General features: G+C 69.0%; 18 protein-coding genes and 1 pseudogene. 12 read left to right on the top strand and 7 right to left on the bottom strand.

From position 1 onward, the window contains the following. Window position 1 precedes the first annotated feature (1 nt). The 10 genes from OG289_RS07115 to OG289_RS07070 all read left to right on the top strand — a co-directional run bounded on the left by OG289_RS07115 (window position 2) and on the right by OG289_RS07070 (window position 10,639). Window positions 2-1,339 carry an L-fuconate dehydratase gene (locus OG289_RS07115; protein ID WP_327313144.1) on the top strand — a complete coding sequence of 446 codons (1,338 nt, stop codon included), beginning with the start codon at window positions 2-4 and terminating at the stop codon, window positions 1,337-1,339. Further along, window positions 1,336-2,094, top strand: a complete 759-nt coding sequence (locus OG289_RS07110; protein WP_327313143.1) for an SDR family NAD(P)-dependent oxidoreductase — start codon at window positions 1,336-1,338, stop codon at window positions 2,092-2,094. The genes OG289_RS07115 and OG289_RS07110 overlap by 4 nt, the downstream gene beginning before the upstream one ends. Continuing rightward, window positions 2,091-3,131, top strand: coding sequence for an aldo/keto reductase (locus OG289_RS07105; RefSeq protein WP_327313142.1), 1,041 nt, complete (start codon window positions 2,091-2,093; stop codon window positions 3,129-3,131). The genes OG289_RS07110 and OG289_RS07105 overlap by 4 nt, the downstream gene beginning before the upstream one ends. After that, the gene (locus tag OG289_RS07100) at window positions 3,128-3,472 is read left to right on the top strand and encodes an L-rhamnose mutarotase (protein ID WP_327313141.1); all 345 of its coding nucleotides are present in this window, start codon (window positions 3,128-3,130) and stop codon (window positions 3,470-3,472) included. Before OG289_RS07105 ends, OG289_RS07100 begins: the two co-directional genes overlap by 4 nt. Then, complete coding sequence (locus OG289_RS07095; protein ID WP_327313140.1) at window positions 3,469-4,377, top strand: amidohydrolase family protein; 909 nt, start codon at window positions 3,469-3,471, stop codon at window positions 4,375-4,377. The genes OG289_RS07100 and OG289_RS07095 overlap by 4 nt, the downstream gene beginning before the upstream one ends. Continuing rightward, the gene (locus tag OG289_RS07090; protein ID WP_327313139.1) at window positions 4,368-5,108 is read left to right on the top strand and encodes a (Fe-S)-binding protein; all 741 of its coding nucleotides are present in this window, start codon (window positions 4,368-4,370) and stop codon (window positions 5,106-5,108) included. The genes OG289_RS07095 and OG289_RS07090 overlap by 10 nt, the downstream gene beginning before the upstream one ends. After that, the gene (locus OG289_RS07085; protein ID WP_327313138.1) at window positions 5,105-6,613 is read left to right on the top strand and encodes a LutB/LldF family L-lactate oxidation iron-sulfur protein; all 1,509 of its coding nucleotides are present in this window, start codon (window positions 5,105-5,107) and stop codon (window positions 6,611-6,613) included. The genes OG289_RS07090 and OG289_RS07085 overlap by 4 nt, the downstream gene beginning before the upstream one ends. After that, the gene (locus OG289_RS07080; protein WP_442818877.1) at window positions 6,610-7,251 is read left to right on the top strand and encodes a LutC/YkgG family protein; all 642 of its coding nucleotides are present in this window, start codon (window positions 6,610-6,612) and stop codon (window positions 7,249-7,251) included. Before OG289_RS07085 ends, OG289_RS07080 begins: the two co-directional genes overlap by 4 nt. A gap of 328 nt (window positions 7,252-7,579) precedes the next feature. After that, on the top strand, window positions 7,580-9,346 hold the full coding sequence (locus OG289_RS07075; protein ID WP_327313137.1) for an alpha-L-fucosidase: 1,767 nt from the start codon (window positions 7,580-7,582) through the stop codon (window positions 9,344-9,346). 339 nt (window positions 9,347-9,685) lie between these two features. Then, complete coding sequence (locus OG289_RS07070; RefSeq protein ID WP_327313136.1) at window positions 9,686-10,639, top strand: expansin EXLX1 family cellulose-binding protein; 954 nt, start codon at window positions 9,686-9,688, stop codon at window positions 10,637-10,639. 194 nt (window positions 10,640-10,833) lie between these two features. Here OG289_RS07070 and OG289_RS07065 read toward each other — a convergent pair whose 3' ends face one another. The 4 genes and pseudogenes from OG289_RS07065 to OG289_RS07050 all read right to left on the bottom strand — a co-directional run bounded on the left by OG289_RS07065 (window position 10,834) and on the right by OG289_RS07050 (window position 14,859). Next, window positions 10,834-11,964 (bottom strand): GH12 family glycosyl hydrolase domain-containing protein, encoded by a 1,131-nt coding sequence (locus OG289_RS07065; RefSeq protein ID WP_327313135.1) that lies wholly within the window; start codon window positions 11,962-11,964, stop codon window positions 10,834-10,836. A 231-nt stretch (window positions 11,965-12,195) separates the two neighbouring features. Continuing rightward, window positions 12,196-13,218: a LacI family DNA-binding transcriptional regulator gene (locus tag OG289_RS07060; protein WP_327313134.1), complete on the bottom strand. Its 1,023-nt coding sequence runs from the start codon at window positions 13,216-13,218 to the stop codon at window positions 12,196-12,198. Window positions 13,219-13,641: 423 nt separating this feature from the next. Beyond that, window positions 13,642-14,100, bottom strand: a pseudogene (locus OG289_RS07055) (glycoside hydrolase family 48 protein); the annotation flags it as partial. Window positions 14,101-14,706: 606 nt separating this feature from the next. Then, window positions 14,707-14,859 (bottom strand): hypothetical protein, encoded by a 153-nt coding sequence (locus tag OG289_RS07050; protein ID WP_327313133.1) that lies wholly within the window; start codon window positions 14,857-14,859, stop codon window positions 14,707-14,709. Between the two features lie 348 nt (window positions 14,860-15,207). Between OG289_RS07050 and OG289_RS07045 the strand changes: the two genes are divergently transcribed. Further along, window positions 15,208-16,959 (top strand): glycoside hydrolase family 6 protein, encoded by a 1,752-nt coding sequence (locus tag OG289_RS07045; RefSeq protein WP_327313132.1) that lies wholly within the window; start codon window positions 15,208-15,210, stop codon window positions 16,957-16,959. 302 nt (window positions 16,960-17,261) lie between these two features. Here OG289_RS07045 and OG289_RS07040 read toward each other — a convergent pair whose 3' ends face one another. The 3 genes from OG289_RS07040 to OG289_RS07030 all read right to left on the bottom strand — a co-directional run bounded on the left by OG289_RS07040 (window position 17,262) and on the right by OG289_RS07030 (window position 23,208). Further along, window positions 17,262-18,692 carry a glycoside hydrolase family 43 protein gene (locus OG289_RS07040; RefSeq protein WP_327313131.1) on the bottom strand — a complete coding sequence of 477 codons (1,431 nt, stop codon included), beginning with the start codon at window positions 18,690-18,692 and terminating at the stop codon, window positions 17,262-17,264. Between the two features lie 268 nt (window positions 18,693-18,960). After that, the gene (locus OG289_RS07035; RefSeq protein WP_327313130.1) at window positions 18,961-20,907 is read right to left on the bottom strand and encodes an RICIN domain-containing protein; all 1,947 of its coding nucleotides are present in this window, start codon (window positions 20,905-20,907) and stop codon (window positions 18,961-18,963) included. Window positions 20,908-21,768: 861 nt separating this feature from the next. Beyond that, a complete protein-coding gene (locus OG289_RS07030; protein WP_327313129.1) occupies window positions 21,769-23,208 on the bottom strand; it encodes an RICIN domain-containing protein in 1,440 nt (479 codons plus the stop codon). A gap of 396 nt (window positions 23,209-23,604) precedes the next feature. On the opposite strand from OG289_RS07030, the gene OG289_RS07025 reads away from it, so the two are divergent. Beyond that, window positions 23,605-25,905, top strand: coding sequence for an alpha-L-fucosidase (locus OG289_RS07025; protein WP_327313128.1), 2,301 nt, complete (start codon window positions 23,605-23,607; stop codon window positions 25,903-25,905). The last annotated feature ends 105 nt before the right edge of the window (window positions 25,906-26,010 follow it).

The raw sequence follows: 26,010 nt of genomic DNA, 5'->3' as shown, positions 1-26,010 counted from the left end.
CTTGACTACAACCTCCGCCCGGATCACCGCCGTCGACACCTACGACGTCCGCTTCCCCACCTCGCGGGAACTGGACGGCTCCGACGCGATGAACCCGGACCCCGACTACTCCGCCGCCTATGTCGTGCTGCGCACAGACGCCGGCGACGGGCACGAGGGCCACGGCTTCACCTTCACCATCGGACGCGGCAACGATGTCCAGGTCGCCGCGATCGGCGCCCTGCGGCCCCACCTCGTGGGCCGCTCGGTGGAAGAGCTGTGCGCCGACCCCGGCTCGGTCAACCGCGACCTGATCGGGGACAGCCAGCTGCGCTGGCTCGGCCCCGAGAAGGGCGTGATGCACATGGCCATCGGCGCCGTCGTCAACGCCGTGTGGGACCTGGCCGCCAAGCGCGCCGGACTGCCCCTGTGGCGGCTGCTCGCCCATGCCGACCCCGAGTGGCTGGTCTCCCAGGTCGACTTCCGCTACATCGCCGACGTCCTCACTCCGGAGGACGCCCTCCAACTGCTGCGCGAGGGCCGCACCGGGCTCGCGGAGCGCGAGGCCGTCCTGCTGGAGCGCGGCTACCCCGGCTACACCACCTCACCGGGCTGGCTCGGCTACTCCGACGAGAAGCTCACCCGGCTGGCCAAGCAGGCCGTCGCCGACGGCTTCACCCAGATCAAGCTCAAGGTCGGCGCCGACCTCGCCGACGACATCCGCCGCATGCGCACCGCCCGCGCCGCCGTCGGCGAGGAGATCCGCATCGCCATCGACGCCAACCAGCGCTGGAACGTGGACGAGGCGGTCGAGTGGACCAAGGCGCTCGCCGAGTTCGACCCGTACTGGATCGAGGAGCCCACCAGCCCCGACGACATCCTCGGCCACGCCGCCGTCCGCCGGGGCGTCGCCCCCGTGAAGGTCGCCACCGGCGAACACGTGCAGAACCGCATCGTCTTCAAGCAGCTCCTCCAGGCCGGCGCCATCGACGTCCTCCAGATCGACGCGGCCCGCGTCGGCGGAGTCAATGAGAACCTCGCGATCCTGCTGCTCGCCGCGAAGTTCGGGGTGCCGGTGTGCCCGCACGCCGGCGGCGTCGGCCTGTGCGAGCTGGTGCAGCACCTGTCGATGTTCGACTACCTGGCGCTGTCCGGCACCACCGAGAACCGCGTGATCGAGTACGTCGACCACCTCCACCAGCACTTCACGGCGCCCGTGGTCATCCGCGACGGCCACTACACCGCGCCGCTCGCGCCGGGCTTCTCGGCCACCATGCGGCAGGAGTCCATCGTCGAATACCGCTACCCGGACGGCACGTTCTGGGTCGCCGACCGCGCAGCTCAGGAGGAGGTGGCATGACCGGTCTGTCAGGGCTCAGGGCCGCCGTCACCGGGGGCGCGTCCGGCATCGGGCTGTCCACGGCCCGCGCACTGGCGGCGCAGGGTGCGGCAGTGGCCGTGCTCGACCTCGATCCGGGCGGCGTCAGCGAACCGCTGCTCGGCCTGAAGGCAGACGTCAGCGACGACGTCTCCGTGCGCGCCGCCGTGGAACAGGCTGCCGAGCGGCTCGGCGGCCTGGACATCCTCGTGAACAACGCGGGCATCGGCGCGGTGGGCACCGTCGAGGACAACCCGGACGAGCAGTGGCACCGGGTCCTGGACGTCAACGTCCTCGGCATCGTCCGCACCACGCGCGCCGCCCTTCCCCACCTGCGCCGCTCCGCGCACGCGGCGGTCGTCAACACGTGCTCGATAGGCGCCACCGCGGGACTGCCTCAGCGCGCCCTGTACTGCGCCAGCAAGGGTGCGGTCCTCTCACTGACTCTCGCCATGGCCGCCGACCACGTCCGCGAGGGCATCCGCGTCAACTGCGTCAACCCCGGCACCGCCGACACACCATGGGTATCGCGGCTGCTGGACGCGGCCGACGATCCCGAGGCCGAGCGCGCGGCCCTCAACGCCCGCCAGCCCCTGGGACGCCTGATCACCGCCGACGAGGTGGCGGCCGCCATCGTCTACCTGGCGAGTCCGGCCGCGGCGTCCGTCACCGGCACCGCGCTCGCGGTGGACGGCGGCATGCAGGGACTGCGGCTGCGCCCGGTGGACCGGTCGTGAGGACCACCGGGCTGGGCGGCAGCGCGGTACCGGTCTCGGAACTGGCGCTGGGCTGTGCCGCCCTCGGCAACCTCTTCCACCCGGTCACCGACGAGGCCGCCCACGACACGGTGGAGGCGGCCTGGGACGCCGGTGTCCGCACCTTCGACACCGCGCCCCACTACGGTCTCGGCCTGTCGGAACGGCGGCTCGGCGCGGCGCTGCGCGACCGCCCCCGTGACACCTACACGCTCTCCACCAAGGTGGGCCGGCTTCTCGTGCCGAATCCGCAGGGCGGCGCCGGCGACGACCTCGCCCATGGCTTCGCCGTCCCGGCCACCCACCGCCGGGTCTGGGACTTCAGCGCCGACGGAGTGCTGCGCTCCCTGGAGGCGAGCCTGGAACGTCTCGGCGTCGACCGCGTCGACGTGGCCCTGCTGCACGACCCCGACGACCACGCCGACCAGGCGTTGCGCGAGGCGTACCCGGCGCTGGATCGGCTACGCGCCGAAGGCGTGATCGGAGCGATCGGCGTCGGGACGAACCAGTCCGCCCTGCCCGCCCGGTTCCTGCGTGAGACGGACATCGACGTGGTGCTGCTGGCCGGCCGCTACACCCTCCTGGAACAGGACTCGCTCACCGACCTGCTCCCGGAGGCAGCCGCCCGCGGCCGGAGCGTGGTCATCGGAGGGGTGTTCAACTCCGGGCTGCTGACGGCCCCCCGGCCCGGCGCCACATACGACTACGCACCCGCTCCGCAGCCGGTCCTCGACCGGGCGCTGCGGCTCCTCGCGGTCTGCGAACGCCACGGCGTGCCGCTGCGTGCCGCCGCGCTGCGCTTCCCGTTCGGCCATCCCGCGGTCGTGAGCGTCCTGACCGGCGCGCGCACTCCCGAGGAGGTGCGCGACACGGTGGAGCAGCTGCGACGCCCGATTCCGGACGCCCTGTGGGACGAACTGCGCGCCGAGGGACTGCTGGACCCGGACACACCGGTCCCCGCACCAAACGGGGCAGCCACGCCGACCGGGGAAGCCATGCCGTCGAAGGAACCGTCATGAGGGTTGCCCTGCACACCAAGGTCCGCGCCGACCGCATCGAGCCGTACGAGGCCGCGCACCGCGAGGTGCCCGAGGAACTCACCGCCGCCATCCGCGCCGCGGGGGTGAGGGAATGGACGATCCGGCGGTGTGGGTCCCCGCGCGAGCGGAGCCGAGCGTGGGGAGGCGCGGACCTGTTCCATGTGCCGGAGGCCGAGGACTGCCGGACGACGATCGTCGAACTCGACAAGTTGCCCGTCAACATCGCCTGGCAGGCCCGGACGGCCGACCTGCTCGACGTCGTCCACGACTACCCCGCGCAGGGCGCGGACGCCTCGCTGCCGGTGGTGTGGGAACGGTGACCGGAGCGGAGACCGTGCCCGGCATCGTGGACGCCCACCACCACATGTGGGACCTGTCCGTCCGCGACCAGGACTGGATCAGCGGAGACGAACTCGCCCCGCTGCGACGCGACTTCACCCTCGCGGACCTGGCACCGGAGGCCCGTGCGGCCGGTGTCACCGCCACCGTGCTGGTGCAGACGATCACCGTACCGGAGGAGACCCCGGAGTTCCTGGCCCTGGCCGCCGACAGCGACCTGGTCGCCGGGGTCGTCGGCTGGACCGACCTGACCGCCCCCGATGTCGCCGAGACCCTCGCGAGGCTGCGCGCGGGTTTTGGAGGGGAGCACCTGGTGGGCATCCGCCACCAGGTGCAGGGCGAGCCGGATCCGCGCTGGCTCGTACGTCCCGAGGTTCTGCGTGGCCTTTCCGCGGTCGCCGATGCGGGACTCGTCCACGACCTCGTGGTGAAGCCCCACCAACTCGCGGCGGCCGTCGAGGCCGCGGAGCGCCTGCCAGGCCTCACCTTCGTCCTCGACCACCTCGGCAAGCCGCCCATCGCGTCCGGCGAACTCGGCCCCTGGGCGCAGCAGATCCGGCGCCTCGCCGCCCTCCCCAATACCGTCTGCAAACTCTCCGGCATGGTCACCGAAGCCGACTGGGGCTCGTGGACCACCGCGGCCCTCGTGCCGTACGCCGACACCGTGCTCGACGCCTTCGGACCCGGGCGGCTGATGTTCGGCTCCGACTGGCCCGTCTGTCGGCTCGCCGCCACGTACGCCCAAGTGATCGCCGTCGCACGCGAGTTGACGGCCGGGCTCGGGCCGGCCGAGCGCCATGACGTCTTCACCGGCACGGCCGTGCGGACCTACGACCTGCCCGTCACCGCACGGCCGGCCCCACTCCAGGAAACCCCATGCGCATAGCCCTCTTCATCACCTGCTTCAACGACACGATGTTCCCCCGCACCGGTCGCGCGGTGACCGAACTGCTGGAACGCCTCGGCCACACCGTGGAGTTCCCGCAGGGCCAGACCTGCTGCGGCCAGATGCACTTCAACACCGGTTACCGCCCCGAGACCCTGCCCATGGTCCGCCGCTTCGCCGAGGTCTTCGCGGGCTACGACGCCGTCGTCGCCCCCTCCGGGTCCTGCGCGGGCATGGTGCGCGACCACCATCGTGTGGTGGCCGCCCAATACGGCGACGCCGCGCTCGCCGAGGCGGTCGAGCACGTCGTCCCGACGGTGTACGAGCTGTCGGAACTCCTCGTCGACGTCCTCGGCGTCACCGATGTCGGCGCCTGCTTCCCCCACCGCGTCACCTACCACCCGACCTGCCACTCGCTGCGCATGCTGCGGGTCGGCGACCGGCCGCTCAGGCTGCTGCGCGCCGTGAAGGGCATCGACCTCGTCGAACTGCCCGCCGCAGAGTCCTGCTGCGGCTTCGGCGGCACGTTCGCGCTGAAGAACGCCGACGTGTCCAACGCCATGCTCGCCGACAAGATGCGCCATGTGCAGAACACCGGCGCCGAGTTCCTGTCCGCGGGCGACAACTCCTGCCTCACCCACATCGGCGGCGGCCTGTCCCGGCTCCGTACCGGCGTCGGCACGATGCACCTGGCCGAGATCCTGGCCTCCACGGAAGGGGACCTGCGGTGAGCGGTGCCGACAACGTCGTATGGCTGGGCGCCCCGGCCTTCCCCGAGGCGGCGCGCACCGCGCTCGCCGACACCCGGCTGCGGGCGAACCTGCGCCGGGCGACCGGCACCATCCGGGACAAGCGCCTGGCGGTCGCCGCCGAACTGGAGGACTGGGAGGAACTGCGGGAGACGGCCGCGTCGGTCAAGCGTCACACCCTCCGTCATCTCGACCACCATCTCCTGCGCCTGGAGAAGGCGGTGACCGCCGCGGGGGGAGTGGTTCACTGGGCGTCGGACGCCGCCGAGGCCAACCGCATCGTGACCGCCCTGGTGAAGGCGACCGGCGGCGGTGACATTGAGAAGCACGAGGTCGTCAAGGTCAAGTCGATGGCGACCCAGGAGATCGGCCTCAACGAGGCGCTCGCGGACGCGGGCATCCGCGCCTACGAGACCGACCTCGCGGAACTCATCGTGCAGCTGGGCGGCGACCGCCCGTCGCACATCCTCGTGCCCGCCATCCACCGGGGCCGCTCCGAGATCCGGGAGATCTTCCGCCGGGAGATGGGGGAGTGGGGCAGGCCCGCCCCCGAGGACCTCACCGACGAGCCCCGCGACCTCGCCGAGGCCGCCCGGCTCCACCTGCGGGAGAAGTTCCTGCGGGCCAAGGTCGCCGTCTCCGGCGCCAACTTCGCGGCCGCCGACACCGGAACGATCGCGGTGGTGGAGTCGGAGGGCAACGGGCGGATGTGCCTGACCCTGCCGGAGACCCTGATCACCGTCATGGGCATCGAGAAGGTCCTGCCGTCCTTCGCCGACCTGGACGTGTTCCTCCAGCTCCTGCCCCGCTCGTCGACCGGCGAGCGGATGAACCCGTACACCTCGCTGTGGACCGGCGTCACCGAGGGCGACGGTCCCCGGAACTTCCACCTGGTGCTGCTCGACAACGGCCGCACCGCCACCCTCGCCGACGAGGTGGGCCGCCAGGCCCTCGCCTGCATCCGCTGCTCGGCGTGCCTCAACGTCTGCCCGGTGTACGAGCGCACGGGGGGTCATGCCTACGGTTCGGTCTACCCCGGGCCGATCGGCGCCGTCCTGACCCCGCAGCTCGTCGGCATCGAGAACGCGGCCTCACTGCCCTTCGCCTCGACCCTGTGCGGCGCCTGTTACGACGCCTGCCCCGTGAAGATCAACATCCCCGAGGTACTGGTCCATCTGCGCGCCGAGGCCGTGGAGGCCAAGCGCCGGGACCGACTGCTCCCCACAACCGAGGCACTTGCCATGAAGGCCGCGGGTGCCGTCCTGGGCTCACCGCGGCGGCTGGCCGCCGTACAGCGGCTCGCTGCCATGGGAGCCCGGCTGGTGGCCCGTGACGGCCGGATCGGCGCACTGCCCGGTCCGTTCGCCCGCTGGTCGGGCACCCGGGACACCCCGGCGCCGGCCCGCGAGTCCCTGCGCGCCTGGTGGCGCCGTACGCGACCACCCACGAGCGAAGACAGCGGTACGACGGCGGAGAGGAAGGGATGACGATGAACGGCCGCGAGACCGTCCTGAGCGCGGTCAAAGGAGCGCTGTCCGGCGTGCCGGATTCCGAGCGCCCCGACGACGTGATTCCTTCGCAGGGTCGCCGTGCCGACCACGCCGGACCCGACGTCGTCGGGCTGTTCGCCGAGCGTGCCGCCGAGTACCGCGCCACGGTGGTCCGTGTTCCGCCGTCCGATGCCGCGGCGGCGGTCGGTCGCGCTCTGGCCCGCACCGGAGCACGGTCCCTGGTGGTACCGCCCGGGCTTCCCGAGGACCTGGTCCCGGAAGGCCCCTGGTCCCTGCTGACGGATGTCCCGCCGCTGACCGTCGGACAACTCGACGCGGCGGATGCCGTGGTCACCACCGTCGCCGTCGCCATCGCCGTCACCGGCACCGTGACCCTTGACCACGGTGCGGGGCAGGGCCGGCGGGTCCTGACCCTGCTTCCGGACCAGCACATCTGCGTGGTCCGGGCGGACCAGATCGCTCCCGACGTACCCGAGGCACTGCGCCTGCTCGATCCCACCCGCCCGCTGACTCTGATCTCCGGCCCCTCGGCCACCAGCGACATCGAACTGGACCGTGTCGAGGGCGTGCACGGGCCCAGGACTTTGGACATCGTCGTGGTGGAGGACGCGTAGCCGAGGGCACCGAGACCGTCCGGCTTCGCAGCGTGGCCCGGTGGCCGCGCTGCGAAGCCGTGCTCTTTTCCACCTCTGACCAGACCTCGATAGAGGTCCTATGTCTTCTGCCCCCGAACTCTGGCCGTGGGGTCATGAACAGGGCATTTCCAAATTCTCTGTCGTCACTCTAGACGCGGGGTGCGACTGTGTCTGTTAATACATCCGATGTCCCTGGGAGTTGCTTGAGCCCCGGCCGGACACGAGCCGCCGTACTCCGCCGTCTGCGCGGTAGCGCGGACGAGCAGTCACCGACACCCTGTGTCCTTCACCCTCCAGGAGCCGCACGATGTCCTCCGCTCCCCTCAGCAGGCGCTCCCTCATCAAGGCCGCAGCCCTCGCCGGCGGCACCGTGGCGTTCGGTCTGCCGCAGGCCCTGTGGCCCACGACGGCCGAGGCCTACAGCGTCGACGCGAAGCTCGACTGGTGGTACCAGGCCCGGTTCGGGATGTTCATCCACTTCGGGTCCTACTCCTACTACGGCAAGGGCGAGTGGGAGTTCAGCCAGAACCACTGGTCCAAGGCCGACTGGCAGAACAACGTGAGCAAGCAGTTCAACCCGTCCACCTTCAACGCCGCCCAGATCGCCGAGCTGGCCAAGAACGCCGGCATGAAGTACCTCGTGATCACCTCCAAGCACCACGAGGGCTACGCGATGTGGGACTCCGACGTCGCGGGCTTCACCGACACCACCGGCACCAAGCAGTACAACCTGCACGACTACAGCAACTTCCAGCCCGACCTGCTGGCCCAGTTGAAGACCGAGTGCACCAACCGGGGCGTCAAGTTCGGGCTCTACTACTCGATCATGGACTGGAACCACCCCTCGCAGACCTGTCGTCCCCAGAACTGGGACTCCACCATCGACCCGGCGGCCCGCACCGGCTACATCAACGACATGAAGGGCCAGCTGCAGGAACTGCTGGACCGCTACGACCCGGCCGTCCTGTGGTTCGACGGCGACTGGTGCGACTGGTGGGCCAAGTCCGACGGCGACGACCTGTACAAGTGGCTGATGCAGCGCAAGCCCGGCCTCGTCGTCAACGAACGTGTCAAGCGGGACCAGGGTCTCGGTGACTTCGTCACCCCGGAGCAGACGGTTCCCGCCGAGCCGATGGACCGGCCGTGGGAGACCTGCGCCACCATGAACGGCAACTGGGGCTACACCGACTGGGCGGAGGGCCTCTACCGTCCCGTCAAGGACATCATCCAGGAGATGGTCACCGTCATCTCCCGGGACGGCAACTACCTGCTCAACATCGGTCCCAAGGGCGACGGCTCCATGACCCCCGGATCCGTGACCGTTCTGAACGGCCTGGCCTCGTGGATGGCCACCCACAGCGACGGCATCCACGGCACCAGCGGCAGCCCCTTCGCCACCGAGCCGTCCTGGGGCAAGATCACCAAGAAGAACGGCAAGCTCTTCGCCCACGTCTTCAACTGGCCCACGGGCGGCACCCTGCAGATTCCGGCGGTGTACAACACGATCAACCGCGTGTACCTGATGAACAACCCCGGCACCAACCTCAACTACTGGGTCAGCGGCGGGCAGATCAACGTCAGCGTGCCGAGCACAGCGCCCAACGCGAACGACTCCGTGGTCTGTGTGGAGGTCAACGGTATGCCCGCCGTCCTGGCAGGCGGTGTCTACCGGCTGGTCTGCGCCCAGAGCGGCAAGGCTCTCGACAACGGCAACACCGGCAACGAGGGCAGCCCGATCATCCAGTGGACCGCCAACGGCGGCTCGCCGCAGCAGTGGACGGTCACCGACCTGGGCCACGGCTACTACAAGCTGGTCTGCGTCCGCAGCGGCAAGGCCCTCGACGACAACAACAGCACCTCCGACAGCGCAGTGATGGTGCAGCGGACCGACAACGGCAGTCGTCAGCAGCAGTGGGCCGTCACCGCGCTGGGCGGCGGCGCGTTCCGGCTCATCAACCGGCACAGCGGAAAGGCGCTGGACAACTCCAACAACGCCGCGGACAACACCCAGGTCATCCAGTGGACCCCCAACGGCGGCGCCCCGCAGCAGTGGAACATGACCAAGGTCGGCTGAGCGTGCCCGGGGTGGCGTGCCCCGGGCCCGCCACCCCGGCTCTGTAGAAGCGGTGACCTGCGCCCGAAGCAGGCCGTGCTCCCACCCGAGGCCCTTGGGTGGGAGCACGAGAGCGTCCGGCCGGGGTCCCGTCGGCTGAAGGACCCCATCACTCGCGGTCGACCCGCCGGCCACGCGCTGCCGGCCGAGGGGGTGGACGCCACCAAGACCGTGCCCAGCGTTTCCGTCCGGCTGCTCAAGTCCCGGCACCGGACCCGACCGAAAAACCGGCGGCAACCTTTGCGCCACCTGTGGCCACTGAGTAGTGCAACACCGACACGCTCTTCCGAACGGATGAACATGCAAGAGACACGCCAGGCCGCGCGGCAGCGCAGACGCAGACGCCGGCTGATGGTGGGCACCACCGCGGGGCTGGTCGTCACAGGTCTTCTCGTCTGCCTGGTCATGACGATGCAGTCCGACCGCGAGGAGGATGCCGGGCGGGCCTCGGCCACGGCCGTCGCCAACTCCCAGGAGACTCCCCCGCCGACGTCGCCGGGGAAGAAGTCCTCCACACCTTCCCCGTCCGCCGTCTCCGCGTCCCCGTCGGCCGGCGCCACGACCCCGAAGGCTTCCGCGACCCCGTCGGCGGCGCCGTCATCGGCCTCCCCGCGGAAGGCTCCTGCCACGTCGTCCTTGGCCGGACGGATCCGCCCCAGGAGCACCTACCCGGGAGTCGCCACCGTCTACAAGGCCGGGGTCGGGGACGGCGCCTGCTCGTACGGCCCGAGCGGCGACATGATGATCGCGGCGATGAACACCACCGACTACGAGACGTCCAAGGCCTGCGGGGCATACGTACTCGCCCGAACGGCGAACGGTGCCTCCGTCACGGTCCGGATCACCAACGAATGCCCTCTGCCCTGTGCACCGGGGCAACTCGACCTCAGCGAACAGGCCTTCGCCGAACTGGCCCCCATCTCGACCGGCCGGATCGCGATCACCTGGAGCCTGTTGAGCCCCGACACGTCGGGCACGATCTCGATCCGCTACAAGAACGGATCCAGCCCCTACTGGTGCGGCATTCAGGCGATCGGCCACCGCAACCCGCTCGCTCGTCTGGAGGTCCGCACCGGCGGCGGCTGGCGGCAACTGGCCCGCACCGACTACAACTACTTCCTCTCGCCCGACGGCAGCGGGTGCGGCGGTGCGATCAGGCTCACCGACATCTACGGAGAACGGCTGACCGTCAACGGGATCGCTTTGCGGCCGGAAGCCGTGCAGCCGACGGGGGTCCAGTTCGCTCGGCACTGACCCCGCCGCCGACAGTGAGCCCCCTCCGAACCAGCCGCTGACCGGGGCCGGAGCGGGCGCGGAGGCCGATCCGAGCACGGCGTCGGCTTTGCCGGAGGGGGCGAAACACTGTGGAGCCGGGGACGCTGTACGGCCCTCGGTGACCCGCCGGTCGGTGTGGAGGAATCAGGCGGGCCCCGGAGGGTGAGCGGGTGTCACACGGTGGTGCAGGCAGTGCCGTTCAGGCTGAAGTCGGAGGGCTTGGCGAAGGTGCCGCCGGAGGTGCCCTGGAACCCGAAGGCCACCTGGCCGCCGGCCGGGACCTCTCCGTTGTGGGCCACGTTGCTCGCTGTGACAGCTCCTGACGACCCGGACAGGTTCGCGTTCCAGGCATTGGTGATCCGCTGCCCGGAGGGGAGGGTGAACGCGAGCTTCCAGCCGCTGACGGGGGAGGAGCCGGTGTTGGTGATGGTGACGTCGGCGGTGAAGCCGCCCTGCCAGACGTTCGTCGCGTATGCCACCTTGCAGGCCGTGGAGCCTCCGGGGCCGCCCGGGTCACCGGAGGAGCCCGTGTTGACGGTGGAGGAGAACGAGTTCACGGCAAGGCCCGCGCCGTTCTGCCAGGGCTCGAACCCTGCCTGAACACTCGTCAGGTACCAGTTGTTCTGCGCGAGTCCCCGGGAGACGGCCTGCCGGGCGAAGTCCATGACGTCGAAGGTCCAGCTGGTGATCGCCGACGGTGCGACGAACGACAACACGTCGTTCGAGCCGTTGTTGCCGGACCACACCTGCCACTCACGCCCGCCCACGGTGGCGGTGCCGACCGGGGAACCGATGGGCTGGATGGATCCGACCTTGTTGAACCAGATCATGATCTCGGTCCGGTTCACGCCGTCGGTGCGGGGCGTGGGGTCGAGCCAGATGTCATACGCGGCGTCGTAGGTCGCGTCGTTCACATAGCTGTACGAGATGCTGGAGGGTGCGGTGGAGATGGTGCCGAGCTGAACGGGAAGCTTGGTGCCGGGCGAGCAGTTGGTGTAGTGGCAGCCGTTGTAGACGGACGGGTACGACTTCGGAGCGCCGTTCGTGGGGACGGATCCGTCAGCCTGGGTGATCCTGAACCCCGAGTCGGTGACGGCGATGCACTGGGTGGCGTTGGTGCCCCAGCGGTTGTTCTGAACCACGTAGCGGCCCTGGATGGTCGTTGAACCGAAGGGCTGGCAGATCGTGGTGTCGGCCTGCGCCGCTGACGCCGTGGTCAGAAGCGCGGCGAGCGAGACGAGCGAGGTGAGCAGCGCGCCGAGCAGTCCACGCGCGCTGGGGGCATGGTGCGGTGAAGGACGCATGCGGATCCTCTTCCGAGGGATGGGGGGTAACGGGAGTGCTCCCAATGACTTCGTGAATGGGAGCGCTCCCAATCCTGGGTTCGGCAGGGACTGTAGGGATGCTTCAGGTCCCTGACAAGACTGCCGGCACGAAGCTGTCGAACCGATTTCGAAGGCGCAGGTCAGCCACGAGGGCCGAGACGGAGCGCGCCGGCTCCGGGAGCGCTCCCCGGAGGCGTTTGCCGACGAAGGTCAGGTCGACTCGCGCACGACCAGCTCGGTGCGGAGGATGACGTGACGCCAGGCCACGGCGCCTTCCTCCATCTCCTCCAGGAGCAGTCGGATCATGGCCCGCCCGATCTCCTCGATCGGCTGCCGCACCGTGGTCAGCGGTGGTTCGGTCCGCTGTGCCAGCGAAAAGTCGTCGAAGCCGACGACGGCGACATCCTCGGGCACACGGCGTCCGGCCGCGCGCAGGGCCTCCAGAGCCCCCGCGGCTGTGGTGTCCGACGCGGCGAGGACGCCGTCGATATCCGGATGCCGTTCGATGAGCTCGGCCATGGCGCGGCGTCCGCTCTCCGCCGTGAAGTCGCTTTCGGCGACACGGGTCTGCTCGCCCTCCAGGCCTGCCACCGCCAGGGCCTCTTCGTAACCGCGCAGCCGGCACTGGGCGGCGTACAGGTCGAGCGGCCCGGTGATGGTCGCTATCACTCTGCGGCCCCGTTGAAGAAGGTGGGAGACGGCGCTGCGGGCGCCGCCGATGTTGTCCGCGTCGACGTAGCTGACGTACTCCTCCCCCGAGCGGCGCCCCAGCAGCACGGTCGGCAACCGGGCCTCGGCGAGCATGTCCGGCAGCGGATCACCGGCGTGCACGGACATCAGCAGGACGCCGTCGACCCGGCCGCCGCGCGCGTACTCGAGGAAGCGCTGCCGCTCGGCGTCCGAGCGGACCAGGGTCAGCAGCAGTTGGATCCCGGTGTCTGTCAGCGCGTCTCCGAGCGAGCGGACGATCTCGGAGAAAAAGGGCTCGGCGAACTGCCGCCAGTCCGGCTCCGTCATGACCAGGGCGACGGCGTCGGCCCGCCGCCCGGCCAGGGAACGGGCGGCGAGATTGGGCACGTACCCCAGTTCGTCGATGGCCCGTTGTACGGCCCGACGCGTCGACTCCTTCACGCCCGCCGCGTTGTTGATGACGCGGGAGACCGTGCCCCGCCCCACCCGCGCGTGGGCGGCCACCTCCTCCAGCGTCGGTGTCCCCGGGCGTCGTCTGCCCATGCCACCTCCCCCAAGAGATCACCGATCTTACCGGCCGGAGGGGATCGGGCACATGACTTCGCCAGTGGCATGGTCACAGGCGGTCGCCCTGCACCCAAGGGTTGGGAGCGCTCCCGTTCCGAGTAGGGGGTATGGGTGCCCATCGCTGGTGGTCGAGAGCGGAACTCGCTGTCCAAGACTCTGGTGACCTGCGTTTGCGTAGGGGAATACCGTCCCGTTCAACGGGCGGCCCGGGCGCGTCGGAAGAGGGCTCAGGACGGGCGTCGGGCACTACGCGCCGAGGCGTATCCGTGCTCGCGCGTGAACTGGGTCGTGCGGGAATCGCGCGCGAGGATTGGGCGGCCCCTGGTGCGGGTGGGGCCGCCCGGCCGGGTGACCCCGTCGCCTGGATACGGGGTCGTGTACGCGGAGCGCCGGCGGGGGCTACTCGAGGAGTTCCGCGTACGAGCCCATGGCCAGGGCGATGTCCGCCTGGGCCCAGAACCGGTGGTGGGTGAAGACGGGCGCGGCGCCGCCCTTGAGGTAGGCCTCGATCTTCGACCAGGCCGGGTCGTTCTTGTAGAAGGACCGGATCGAGGAGAACGTCGAGGACGAGTCGATGGTCTCGCCGTTCGGCGTCTTGCCGCTCCAGCCGCTCGGCACGTGGACGCCGTCACTGAACCGGCTGTAGTCGCTGCGGGTCTCGGGAACAGCGATACCGAGGCCGTCCTGGTAGTTGCTCCGCATGCCGTCCAGCAGCGCCTTCGCCGTCGACTTCGCCTTCGCGTCACCGGACTTGGCGCCGTAGTACGTGAGCGTCTTGGCGTACGTGGCCGCCACGCCGACGTCGTTGGTGCAGTCGGCGACGCTGACGTGAAGTCCGCTGTTGGCGCCGGGACTCGACGGGTGCGGTTCCTCCTTGCGTCACGCGACTCACGGAGAGATGCCAAGGCCTGAATCCAGTGGGAGCGCTCCCATCGTGGAGACGAAGGCGGGTGCGGTCAAGACGTCGAGGTGTTCAAAGTTCGAACCGGGCTGATGGGAGCGAAAGTTTCGCAAGGACCCTATGAAACCTCGCCAGTTGGCGCTAACTTCCTCCTCACCAGTGGGAGCGGTTCCATCACTCGACGCGTCCGTAGCGGCGCGCCAAGCTGTAAGGACTCGCTCATGCGACACCCCCCGCATTCAGTACTTTTAGTCGGCGACGGTCCGGTCGCGCTCGTCCCGAGCGCGGTCCTGCCGGTGTTCTCGGCCCGGGGAGCCACGGCCGAGTACACGGTGGGACACACCGTCATCAACCAGCGGCCCAGCGGCTCCCAGGTCTTTGAACCGATCGACGACCGTGACGCCGAGGAGCAATCCCGCACCGACGACGTCCAAGCTCGACGGGACGACGGGCACCGTGGATGCGAACCCCGTGGTAGCGCCCATCGACACCGTCGAGGTCTTGGTGGCCCGCATCGAGGCGCCCGGCAGGAAGTCCCCGCTCGGACCGTATGGGCCCCGTGGTCAGTACACGGGCAAAGCGGCCGGCTGCTCGGACGTGCGGGCCGGCTGCCAGAAGCCGATGCCGGGCTTGGACCACGCTCCGTCCAACTGGGCGTCGACGGTCGGTGCCTTCGAACACCACCAGGCGTCCGTGTGCACCTGCTCGAGGAGCACCACCCGGACCGGGCGACCTCCAGCACGACGGCGGCCTTGAAGCGCCGTCCTGACGGCGGCACCTTCCACAGGACCTCGTACGGGGGCGCCGGTAGGCGGGATTGCGGCGATGCCGTGCGCGGCGCCGCCACGACGAAGGGGTCGCCTCCCTTCGACGGGGGCGTGACGTGGTTCGACGACCACGAACCGTCCTGTCCGGGCCGGACCTTGAACGCGCGGGACTGCTCCCGCGGTCCGTCCCCGAAGTCGGCCTGCGACGGCACAGCCACCGCGTAGAGCGTCGGGCAGCGCGACCATTCGCGCGCCCTCCATCCGTAAGGCCCCATCGAGAGAAGGAAGCCCTCACTCATGAGTTACACCAGGACATCGCTGCTCGCCGCCCTGGCGCTGGTCGCAGGGACGACGGGGACGGCGCTCCTCGTCGGCCAGGCCGGCGCTGCCACCTCGTCCATCCCCTGCACCGTCGACTACAAGGTGCAGAGCCAGTGGGACACCGGCTTCACCGCCGCCGTGACCATCACCAACAACACGGCCGCCAAGTCGGGTTGGTCGGTGAAGTGGTCGTATGCAGGCAACCAGAAGGTCACCAACGGCTGGAACGGGAAGATCAGCCAGAGCGGTGCCGACGTCACCGTCGCCAACGAGAGCTACAACGGCAACCTCGCGAGCGGCGGCTCGGTCAGCTTCGGCTTCAACGGCTCCTACAGCGGCACCAACAGCGTGCCCGCCACGTTCACGCTCGACGGCGTCACCTGCAACGTCGACAACGGCGGTGGTACCGGTGGCGGGACTGGCGGCGGTACGGGCGGTGGTACCGGTGGTGGCGGAGGCGGCGGCGACACCGGCAGCCGGGCTGACAACCCCTACACCGGCGCCAAGGTGTACGTGAACCCCGAGTGGTCCGCCAAGGCCGCCGCCGAACCGGGCGGCAGCCGTATCGCCAACCAGCCCACCTCCGTCTGGCTCGACCGCATCGCCGCCATCAACGGCGTGGGCGGCGGCATGGGCCTGCGCGCCCACCTCGACGAGGCCTTGAAGCAGAAGGGCACGGGTGAGCTGGTCGTCCAGCTCGTCATCTACGACCTGCCCGGCCGCGACTGCGCCGCCCTCGCCTCCAACGGTGAGCTGGGGCCCAACGACCTCGACAAGTACAAGTCCCAGTACATCGACCCCATCACGTCGATCCTGTCCGACTCCAAGTACGCGGGCCTGCGGATCGCCACGGTCATCGAGCCCGACTCACTGCCCAACCTGGTCACCAACGCGGGCGGCACCAACACCTCCACCGACGCCTGCGTGACCATGAAGAGCAACGGCAACTACGAGAAGGGTGTCAGCTACGCCCTGGACAAGCTGGGTGCCATCCCCAACGTCTACAACTACATCGACGCCGCCCACCACGGCTGGCTCGGCTGGGACAGCAACCTCGGCCCCGCGGTACAGCAGTTCCACAAGGTTGCGACGACGAACGGCGCAAGCGTGAACGACGTGGCCGGCTTCATCGTCAACACCGCCAACTACAGCCCCACCAAGGAGCCGTACCTCAAGGTCACCGACACGGTGAACGGTCAGACCGTACGTCAGTCGAAGTGGGTGGACTGGAACCAGTACGTGGACGAGCAGTCCTTCGCCCAGGCGCTGCGGGACAAGCTCGTCGCGGCCGGATTCGACTCGGGACTCGGCATGCTGATCGACACCTCACGCAACGGCTGGGGCGGCTCCGCCCGGCCCACCGGTCCCGGATCGCCGACCTCCGTGGACGGCTACGTCGACGGCAGCCGCATCGACCGGCGCATCCACGCCGGCAACTGGTGCAACCAGGGCGGCGCAGGCATCGGCGAGCGGCCGACCGCGGCTCCCGCCGCCGGCATCGACGCCTATGTGTGGGTCAAGCCGCCGGGGGAGTCGGACGGCAACAGCGCCGCCATCCCCAACGACGAGGGCAAGGGCTTCGATCGAATGTGCGACCCGACGTACGGCGGCAACCCCCGCAACGGCAACAACCCCACGGGCGCACTGCCGAACTCGCCGCTGGCCGGACGCTGGTTCTCCGCCCAGTTCCAGGAGTTGATCCGGAACGCGTACCCGCCGCTGTCGTGACCTGCTGACGCGGTGCGTGACCGCCGGGGTCGGTCCCGTTCGGCAGGGCCGAGGGACGGATCCCGGCGGATCCAGCGCTCCACGGGCGAGTGCGCCCCAACAGCCGGTCCGGGCGTGCCCCATGTCCTGTGCCTCGAGGGAAGAGGCAATGAGTGCCGGGAGGGGGCATGTCCCGGGCGCTGCCGGACGACTTGGGGTCTCCCTAGGGTCCTCGTATTGACTGTTTCGACCAACGCAATCGTCGCCGAGGACGTCTGGAACGGCTGACCACCCACGGTGCGGTGGTGAGTCCACCGCACCCGTCAGCTCGTCACCCGGAAGGTGGCGTCGCTGCGGCCCGTCGTGGTGGTGATCGGGTCGAGCCGCAGTTGGTACGCGTAATGGCGGATGTACCGGTCCGGGTAGTTGTACGACTGGAAGGAGGACCACCCCGGGTCGGCGAGCCCGGCGACCCGGCGGAAGGTGGCGTCTGCGGCGAACTGGGTGGTGCCGTCGTTGTGGGCGAGCTGGAAGTCGAATCCGGCGTGCCTCATGAAGTACCCGGGGAAGTTGACCGACTCGAAGGAGACGGTGCCGGTGCCCGCCAGGCCGGGCCGCAGCCGGAACTGCGCGTCCGGTCCGCTGATGTTCTGGTCGATGCGCACGTCGAAGTTGGTGTGCCGGACGTACCGGTCCTGGAAGTTGAACGACTGCAGCCGGTTGATCGCCGTGCTGGGCCAGCGAGCCTGTACGCGGCTGTCCTCGGCGGCCGTCAGGTTCAGGATCGAGCCGTGGCGCTTGGTGGTGCCGCCCAAGTGGTAACTTCCCGACGCCGGAAGCCGGTAGGTGCCGGGGCTGGACGGGTCGGTCGTCGCGACCGGCATGTAACCGCGTCCGGAGGCGTACTGGTCGAGGTACAGGGTCCACTCGTTGCGATCGCGGAACTTCATCCACATCGGGCCTTCGACCTGGGAGCCGGTGAGGCCGATGCCGGAGAGGTTGCCGAGGTTGGTCCAGGTGCCGAGGATCGAGTTGCTGCCTTCGAGGGTGATCTGGCCGTCGCCGGAGGCCCGTACGTAGCGGTAGTCGCCGACACCGGAGGGGACCTCGACGATCTGGGTGTCGATGATGTTCTGGGTGCCGGGGCGGTCGATGTAGAGCTGCGGGGTGGTGATGGTGCGGAAGTCGGAGGTGCGGGCGTAGTAAATGCGGTGCTTGAGCACGCCGTTGAGGGTGGCGTTCGTGGCCCAGTACAGGACGTAGTCGTCGGTGGCCGGGTTCCAGATCGCCTCCGGTGCCCAGGCGTTGCGTCCGTCGGGGATGGCGCCGGCGACGTCGAGCAGCCACGGCTGCGACCAGGTGACCAGGTCCGTCGACTCCCACACCACGAGATTGCGGCTGCCGTTGGACATGGAGTCGCCCCACGACTGGCCGCAGCCGATGCACAGGTCGGTCGCGATGATCCAGTACCGGCTCCCGTCGGGAGAGCGGACCAGTGAGGGGTCACGCACCCCACGCGTGCCCACCGTGGAGCGCAGGGTCATCCCGCCGCCGTTGAGGTCGGACCAGTTCAGGCCGTCCGTGCTGTGCGAGAAGTAGATCTGCTGACCGGTCGCCCCGTCCCCGATGAAGTGCGTCATCAGGTAGCCGGGATCGGCGGCGGCGGCCCGCTCGGGTGCGGTCACGACTTGGGCGGTGAACAGCAGGCAGGCGGCGACCAGTGTCGCCGACAGCCGTGCGAGAACAGTGGACATGTGCATTCCCTGTCTTTCCACGGGTGCCTCAATGAGACTGGGGGTCTTGGGTGGAGCCCGATGAAGTACGGCCGGACGTTGACGGTGACCACGCTGCAGTCGATGCCCCCAGTCGATGGCACCGAGGAACATGCCCAGGTGCGGCCGCCGTGCTCGGAGGAATCGTGGAATCAGACGGGCGCGGGGTGCCCAGGCACCTCACGCCCGCAGCGGACCGTCACCGCCGCTCCTCGCAGAAGGCCGGGGAGGAAAGGGGCGGAGGGCGGGGTCAGGAGGAGATGATCTGCCACTGTTGCTCGGTCCGCGACGCGTACGGCTGCTGCTCGATGTTGGCTCCGTTGATGGTGCTGCCCTCGTCGACGGAGAGGGAGAGCCCGCTGTAGCGGTTGATGAGCAAGTAGTGCCCGTCACCGGTGGGTGTGACGGCCCAGTGCTGCTGGGGGGCGCCGGCGTCTCCCCAGATGCCGACGTTGCCGCCGTCCGCGCGGGAGAGTCCCGCGACCTCCAGGAGCTTGCCGCTGGCCACACCCTTGATCTTGTAGTAGCCGTCGCCGGTCTTGGTGAAGGTCCACTTCTGGTTCGGCTTGTCGAGCCAGGGCCACTGCAGGACGTTGGTGCCGTCGGTGGTGCGCCCGGCCTCCACGTCGGCGACCTTGCCACTGTGGCGGGCGACCAGCCGGTAGACGGTGCCGTCGCCGGGCAGTGTGGTGGACACCAGCGCGGGCTTGACCGACCGGCCGCCGATCCTGACACCGCTGATGTTGGCGTAGCCGCCGGTGGCCGAGTTGACCTGGATCCGTACGAAGCCCACGTTCCGGTTGGGCCACTCGACCAGCTTGGTCTTCTTGTCGCCGGCCCAGGCGCCGGTGGCGACCTGGGTGAAGGTGATGCCGTCGGTGCTGGTCAGGATGGTGTAGGAGGTGATGTCGCCGTCGGTGGAGTTGTTGCGGTTCCACTGCTTGGGGAGGTACTCCAGGGTGGAGACGTTGCTCCAGACGCCGCCCAGGTCGATGGTGATGGACTGGGGCAGCGACAGGCTCCATGTCGACCAGCAGGTCTCGTAGCGGTTGTCGCTGAGTCCGTCGATGGCGTTGAACGGGCCCTCGCCGGTGTGGAAGCCGGTGGCGTACGCGTTGACCGGTGTGACGGGGTGCTCGGCGCGCAGCAGCTGGGTGGGCAGCGGCGGCCTGGAGGTGTTGGGGCTCCATGCCGCGCCGACCTCGGCGAGGCGGTTGACGACGTTGGTGTCCAGCAGGCCGTTGCGGTTGGGTGGGCAGTTGAGGATGAACGAGGTGTACTTCGGTTCCAGGTCGGCCAGGTGCGAGAGGATCGCATCCTTGCTCATGAGGCTCTCGGTCGGGGTGGAGGGGTGCCAGAACCAGCCGTTGCTGATGGTCTGTCCCTGCATACCGGCGTAGGTGTTGCCCGCCGGCGCCGTGACGCCCAGCGGCTCCTCGAAGAAGACAGCGTCGCTGAGGAAGGGCTCCGACAGTGAGCCGATGTCGAGCATGACGCAGTCCGGCTGCAGCTCCTTCACCAGCGAGCGGATGCTCTGGTAGGAGACGGCCTGCTGCCCCATCTGCCAGGCGTAACCGTCGGTCATGAACATGTCGATGGTGCCGTAGTTGGTGAGCAATTCGGTGATCTGACCGAGTATGAACGTCATGTCGCCGGGCTGGATGGCATCGGTGATTTCGAGTCCGCTCACCTGGTGCCGTGTCTCCCATGCCTCGACGCCGAAGGTGCGGTCCCAGATCGAGAAGTACAACCCGACCTTCAGGCCCTTCGCGCGGAAGGCGTCGCAGTACGCCTGGACGACGTCGTGCTTGTAGGAGCTGTTCGCGACGTTCTGGGTGCCATGGGCGCTCGGCCACAGGGCGAAGCCGTCATGGTGCTTGGTGGTCAGGATGCCGTAACCCATCTTCGCGGCGGCCGCCGCGTCGGCCCACTGCGCGCAGTTGACACTCGGGGGAGCGAAGAGGGTGGGGCTCTGGTTGGGTTCTGCCCACTCCTGGTTGGTGAACGTGCCCAGGCTGAAGTGGTTGAACATGCCGAACCGCATGTCGACCATCTTGCTCAGGTTGGTCTGTGTGTCCGCGGCGGCTGCCTGCGACACAAGGCCGGAGAAGCCGGGGACGAGCGGCAGCGCGGTCGCGGCGGTCGCCGCCCCCGCAGCACCGAAAAACGTACGGCGAGACATTCTTGATGAGGACATGGCCCACTCCTGTGGATCGATGGCATTGCTTGCGCGGACGACGTGGTGGGGACAGTCGAGCGGCCTGGGTGGCGAGGTGTGCCGGGCGGCAGGCGGGCCGGGCTGCCCTGGGAGGCGCGATCGGCGTCGAACCAAGCGACGTGCAGGCCGGTCCGCCAGGTGAACCGACAGGCCGCGCCGTCGTCGACCGGGCAGTTCGCAGGACAGCGCGCGGTGTCATGACGGGCCTTACATACAGCGTGCGTTCGGCGGATAACATCGGATGTATTAACGGGCATCAGTCAGTGGTGTGTCCAGGGTCTCGACAGAACTCGCCAGATCAACTCCGAGATCGCAGCCGACGGGCGCGTTCGAGCCCAGGGCTAAGTGACCCTATACATAGGAGGTGTTCAGTCCGACAGGGTCGAGTGAAGAGGGTGACCGGGTTCTGCAGATGCCGGACCCAGCGCCAGGGGGCACGGCTCAAGGAGGTTGCGCCCCCGCTTCACCGCCTTGCGCGAGCGGTCCCCGGGCAAGGCCGTCGAACGTCCGGCCCGGCCTGGGACTTGACCTCCCCGGGCCGCTTTGGCCGGGCCGACGACCACCACGTCACCGTCGTGACCGCCAGCCACGCCTTCCTCGCCGCTGCGTGGCCGGCCGGGGACATGGTCCGGGCGGCCAATGAGGACATGGCCGCGACACCGATGGACCGAGGGGCTGTCGAGTTGCATGGCGGGCGGCGTCGCGCACCGACCACGGCCGTGCCGACCGTGTCCGTGTGGCGGGCCTCGCGCCATGTCGCGGCTCGTCCCGTCCGTTTGCCGTGATCACCTGCTTGTTCTCGTCCGGGTTCGGACCTTGTCGTCCGCACCCGGAAGGTCGTCACGCCGCGCGCCGCTGGAACCTCTGGTTGGCGCCGGTGCCGCAAGGCCACTGGATGAGGCGTGCGCCGTTGACGGTGGAAGCGTCCGCCACGTCGAGGCACTTGCCGCTGTGCCGGGCGACGAGCCGGTAGTAGCCGCCCCCCTGGTCCTGGAACTGCCACTGCTGATTGGTGCCGGTGGTGCAGCGGTACTGGTTCACGAAGGCGCCGTCGGCGGGGGAGCCGTTCGCGACGTCCAGGCACTTGCCGCTGTGCTGGGCGAGGATCTGGACGTACCCGTTGCCGGCGTCCTTGAGCCGCCACTGCTGGTTGAGGCCGCCGATGCAGGTGTACTGGAGAGCGACCGCGCCGTCGGCGGCGGAGTTGTCGGAGACGTCGAGGCACTTGCCGCTGTGCCGGGCCACCAGGTTGTAGTACGGGCCGCCGCCCACGCCGGTGACCGTGCCGGCCTCGGTGTCGACGGCGATCTGCGGGTACCACGGCAGGTTCACGGTGGTCCGGGTCGGGAAGGTCAGCTCAAGCCAGACGTACTGCGAGTCGTTGACCGTGCCGCCCGTGGAGTTGCCCCAGCGGTCGCCCAGGTAGAGATAGGAGGTGCCCGAGCTTCCCTGCACGGGCAGCACGAACGTGGTCTGGGAACCGTAGCCGGTGTCGTCACCGATGTCGGTCATGGCCGTCCACGGGCCGGCGATGCTGCCGGCGGTGGCGAACTTCTGCTGGTTGGGCTTCCAGCCGCTGTTGCCGGAGGTCAGCATGAAGTAGACGCCGTCGCGTTTGAACAGCGCCGGAGCCTCACGGAAGGTACCGGCCCAGGGGTTTGCGGTCAGACTCTCGTAGGCCGTGTAGTCGGCGGTGAGTCTCCAGATCTGCAGGTCGGCGTTGCCGGCGGCGGAGGTGATCTGGTAGCCGGTGCCGTCGTCGTCCTTGAACAGGGCCATGTCGCGGGACGTGGTGCCGGTCGGGGGCCGGAAGCTGCCCTTCCAGGTGTAGTCGCCGTCGACCGTGGCGGAGACGGCGACGGCCGCGCGGGCCTGGGTGTAGTCGGTGCCGTTCTCCTTGTGCATCCACATCACGAACTTGCCGGTGGTGGAGTTGTAGATGACCTTGGGCCGCTCGATGTTGGCTCCCGCCAGCTCCGGGTCGCCGGCCTGGGTGAGGACGTCGTGTCTGAACTCCCAGGTCTTCAGGTCCGATGAACGGTAGGCGGAGACGGCTCTGAAGGTGTTGTCGGCGTTGCGGTTCTCGCCGAACCAGTAGTAGTACGAGCCGACTTTGATCACCCCGCCGCCATGGGCGTGGACGACGGCGCCGGTGGTGTCGGTGAACTGGGTGGCGTTGGTGATGGTGACCGTGGCCGCCTGGGCGGGGGAGCCGGTGACAAGAAGCGCGGTCACGCTCAGGAAGGCGGCCAACACACAGGTGAGGGCGCGTCGGAGCATCTGGGTTCACCTCAATGAGGCTTGTGATTTGTTTGGTTGTGTGCGACTCCGTTTGAGGACGGTAGAGGGGAAGTGAGGCTTCGTCAACGCCCTGATGCCGATCAGACATCCGATGTTTTTGGCGTTCACGCCCCCTGGTCGATCCGACGTCCTCCGACTTGCGTGAGTTTTCGACGGCCCCCTAGACACAGCGTGGTTGTTGCTGATTAATACATCGGATGTCACCTCGGTGAAGCCACACGCCTTCGTGCGGCTCCCCTGTGTCTCGCCGTCCTGTGACGACCCATCCGATCTGTTCGGCCCCGACGCTGAGCCGCAGCACCCGTGTGCTGTCTTGCGGACAGTCAGGAGAAGACCTTGTCACAGCCGATCACTCGCCGAAGAGTGCTTGTCGGCATGGCGGCCATGACGGCCGCCGCAGCCATCACCCCCACACTGGCGATCCCCGCTCACGCCGCCTCCCCCCAGCCGCTCCCGCTCCCCCCACTGCGGATCCCCAAGCTCGACATGGGCGTCGAACAGCAGCCCGACGACAAGATCCAGTGGCTGCCGGACGCCAAGCTCGGCCTGTTCATCCACTGGGGTCCCTACTCCGGCCCGGCCAAGGGCGAGTGGTACATGGAGAACGCCGCCATCACCCCGGAGAACTACCGCAAGTACGTCACCGACGCCACTGGCGAGCAGTTCACCGCCGACGCCTACAACCCGGCCGACTGGGCCCAGTTGGCCAAGGACATGGGCGCCAAGTACACGGTGCTCACGGCCCGCCACCACGACGGCTTCGCCCTTTGGCCGTCCACCCACCCCAACGCCTGGCACTCCGGACAGGCCCCGCTCCAGCGGGACTTCATCAGCCAGTACGTCACCGCCGTACGCGACGCGGGCCTCAAGGTGGGCCTGTACTTTTCCCCGCTGAGCTGGCGCTACCCGGGCTACTACGACGTCCGTGGAACCAACTGCCTGCCCAACGCCTGGGGTTACACCACCGATCCCGCGCACAAGGAGAACGCGCGGATCATGAAGAACGAGGTGTACCAGCAGGTCAAGGAACTGGTCACCCAGTACGGCAAGATCGACGACCTGTGGTGGGACGGCGGCTGGCTCGGCCAGCAGGGCTCCGACGCGTCCGCTGCCTTCTTCTGGGAGCCCGGCCAGTTCCGCGACCCGGCGAACGAGTGGCCGGTGGACGCGGCCTACAGCGAGACCGACCCCGCAACGGGCCGGCCGCTGGGCCTGACCGGGCTGGTGCGCAAGCACCAGCCAGACATCGTCACCACCCTGCGTTCGGGCTGGATCGGCGACTTCACCAGTGAGGAGGGCCCCTCCGTACCCTCCGGCGCGATCCGCACCGGACGCGTCGCGGAGAAGTGCTTCACCATCGGCGGTGCCTGGGGCTACAAGGCCGGCACGAGCGTGATGGGCTTCGGCACGGCCATGAACATCCTGGTCAACGCCTGGGTGCGGAACATGACCTGCCTGGTCAACGTCGGACCGGACCGTACCGGTGTGGTCCCCACCGCCCAGGCCGACCTCGTGCGCAGGATCGGTTCCTTCATGACCACGTGCGGCGAGGCCGTCTACGGCACGCAGGGCGGGCCCTGGCAGCCCCTCGACGGCAAGTACGGCTACACGTACAAGGGCAGCACCTTCTACGTCCACCTGCTGCCGGGCTACAGCGGCACCAGCTTCACCACACCCTCGATCGCGGACGCGAAGGTGACCCGCGTCTTCGACGTCGCGTCGGGCGCCGACCTGCCGTACACCGTCAACGCGAACGGCGAGGTGACGATCACCGGCATCAACCGCACCCGCATCCCCGAGGACAGCGTCGTCGGCGTGACGTTGGACCGCTCGGTGCAGCCCGCCGACATCGCCGCCCGCAGGACGGCCACCGCCGGCAGCGAGGAGACCTCCAAGGGCAACGTCGCGGCGAAGGCCGTGGACGGATCCACCGCGACTCGCTGGTGCGCGAGCAACGGCAACACCGGACACTGGCTGAAGGTGGACCTGGGCACCACCAAGTCCCTCACCGGCACCCGTATCGCCTGGGAGCTGGACGCAACGAACTACCGCTACCGGATCGAGGGCTCCACCGACAACAGCACCTGGACCACCCTCGCCGACCGCACCGCCACCACCAGCACCAGCCAGGTGCAGGTCTCCGCCTTCCGCGCGCAGGCCCGCTACGTAAGGGTGACGGTCACCGGGCTCCCTGCCACAGTATGGGCGTCCATCCGCAGCCTGGAGGTCTACGACCGGCCCTTCACCGCGGATCTGGGCGCCTACCGGCTGGTGAACCGCAAGAGCGGCAAGGTGTTGGACGTCAGCGACGCCTCGCCCGCCGACGGCGCCTCCATCATCCAGTGGCCCTGGACCGGCGGCACGAACCAGCAGTGGAAACTGCTGCCGAACGCCGACGGCTCCTACCGGCTGGTCAACGTCCGCAGTGGCAAGGTCCTGGAGAGCCCGGACAATTCCACCAAGGGCGCGCCCCTCGACCAGTCGACCGACGACGACGGCGACAACCAGTGGTGGAAGCTGGTCCCCTCCCAGACCACCGGCTACTACCGGCTGGTCAACGTTCGCAACGGATGGTGCGCCGACGTCAAGGACGCCTCCACCTTGGACGGTGTCAAGGTCATCCAGTGGCCCGCCACCGACGGTTCGAACCAGGACTGGCAGCTCATCGCCATGTGACGGCGTTCCGGCGAGGGGGGCCGTGTCACTGCGGCGCGGCCCCCTGGCCCTCGGCCGCTCTCCACACCCCAGTGTGTTCTCGCCTCGACAGACAATGGAGCCGGC

It is taken from the genome of Streptomyces sp. NBC_01235, from assembly GCF_035989285.1.
Taxonomy (GTDB): Bacteria; Actinomycetota; Actinomycetes; order Streptomycetales; family Streptomycetaceae; genus Streptomyces.
This window is presented reverse-complemented; position numbering and strand designations above follow the sequence as displayed.

What these genes read in the sequence shown, in the direction of transcription:
- OG289_RS07065 (WP_327313135.1), bottom strand. Translation starts at nt 11,964, where the DNA reads ATGCGTCCTTCACCGCACCATGCCCCCAGCGCGCGTGGACTGCTCGGC.
- OG289_RS07060 (WP_327313134.1), bottom strand. Translation starts at nt 13,218, where the DNA reads ATGGGCAGACGACGCCCGGGGACACCGACGCTGGAGGAGGTGGCCGCC.
- OG289_RS07075 (WP_327313137.1), top strand. Translation starts at nt 7,580, where the DNA reads ATGTCCTCCGCTCCCCTCAGCAGGCGCTCCCTCATCAAGGCCGCAGCC.
- OG289_RS07070 (WP_327313136.1), top strand. Translation starts at nt 9,686, where the DNA reads ATGCAAGAGACACGCCAGGCCGCGCGGCAGCGCAGACGCAGACGCCGG.
- OG289_RS07035 (WP_327313130.1), bottom strand. Translation starts at nt 20,907, where the DNA reads ATGTCCTCATCAAGAATGTCTCGCCGTACGTTTTTCGGTGCTGCGGGG.
- OG289_RS07090 (WP_327313139.1), top strand. Translation starts at nt 4,368, where the DNA reads ATGCGCATAGCCCTCTTCATCACCTGCTTCAACGACACGATGTTCCCC.
- OG289_RS07025 (WP_327313128.1), top strand. Translation starts at nt 23,605, where the DNA reads ATGGCGGCCATGACGGCCGCCGCAGCCATCACCCCCACACTGGCGATC.
- OG289_RS07110 (WP_327313143.1), top strand. Translation starts at nt 1,336, where the DNA reads ATGACCGGTCTGTCAGGGCTCAGGGCCGCCGTCACCGGGGGCGCGTCC.
- OG289_RS07100 (WP_327313141.1), top strand. Translation starts at nt 3,128, where the DNA reads ATGAGGGTTGCCCTGCACACCAAGGTCCGCGCCGACCGCATCGAGCCG.
- OG289_RS07080 (WP_442818877.1), top strand. Translation starts at nt 6,610, where the DNA reads ATGACGATGAACGGCCGCGAGACCGTCCTGAGCGCGGTCAAAGGAGCG.
- OG289_RS07030 (WP_327313129.1), bottom strand. Translation starts at nt 23,208, where the DNA reads ATGCTCCGACGCGCCCTCACCTGTGTGTTGGCCGCCTTCCTGAGCGTG.
- OG289_RS07045 (WP_327313132.1), top strand. Translation starts at nt 15,208, where the DNA reads ATGAGTTACACCAGGACATCGCTGCTCGCCGCCCTGGCGCTGGTCGCA.
- OG289_RS07040 (WP_327313131.1), bottom strand. Translation starts at nt 18,692, where the DNA reads ATGTCCACTGTTCTCGCACGGCTGTCGGCGACACTGGTCGCCGCCTGC.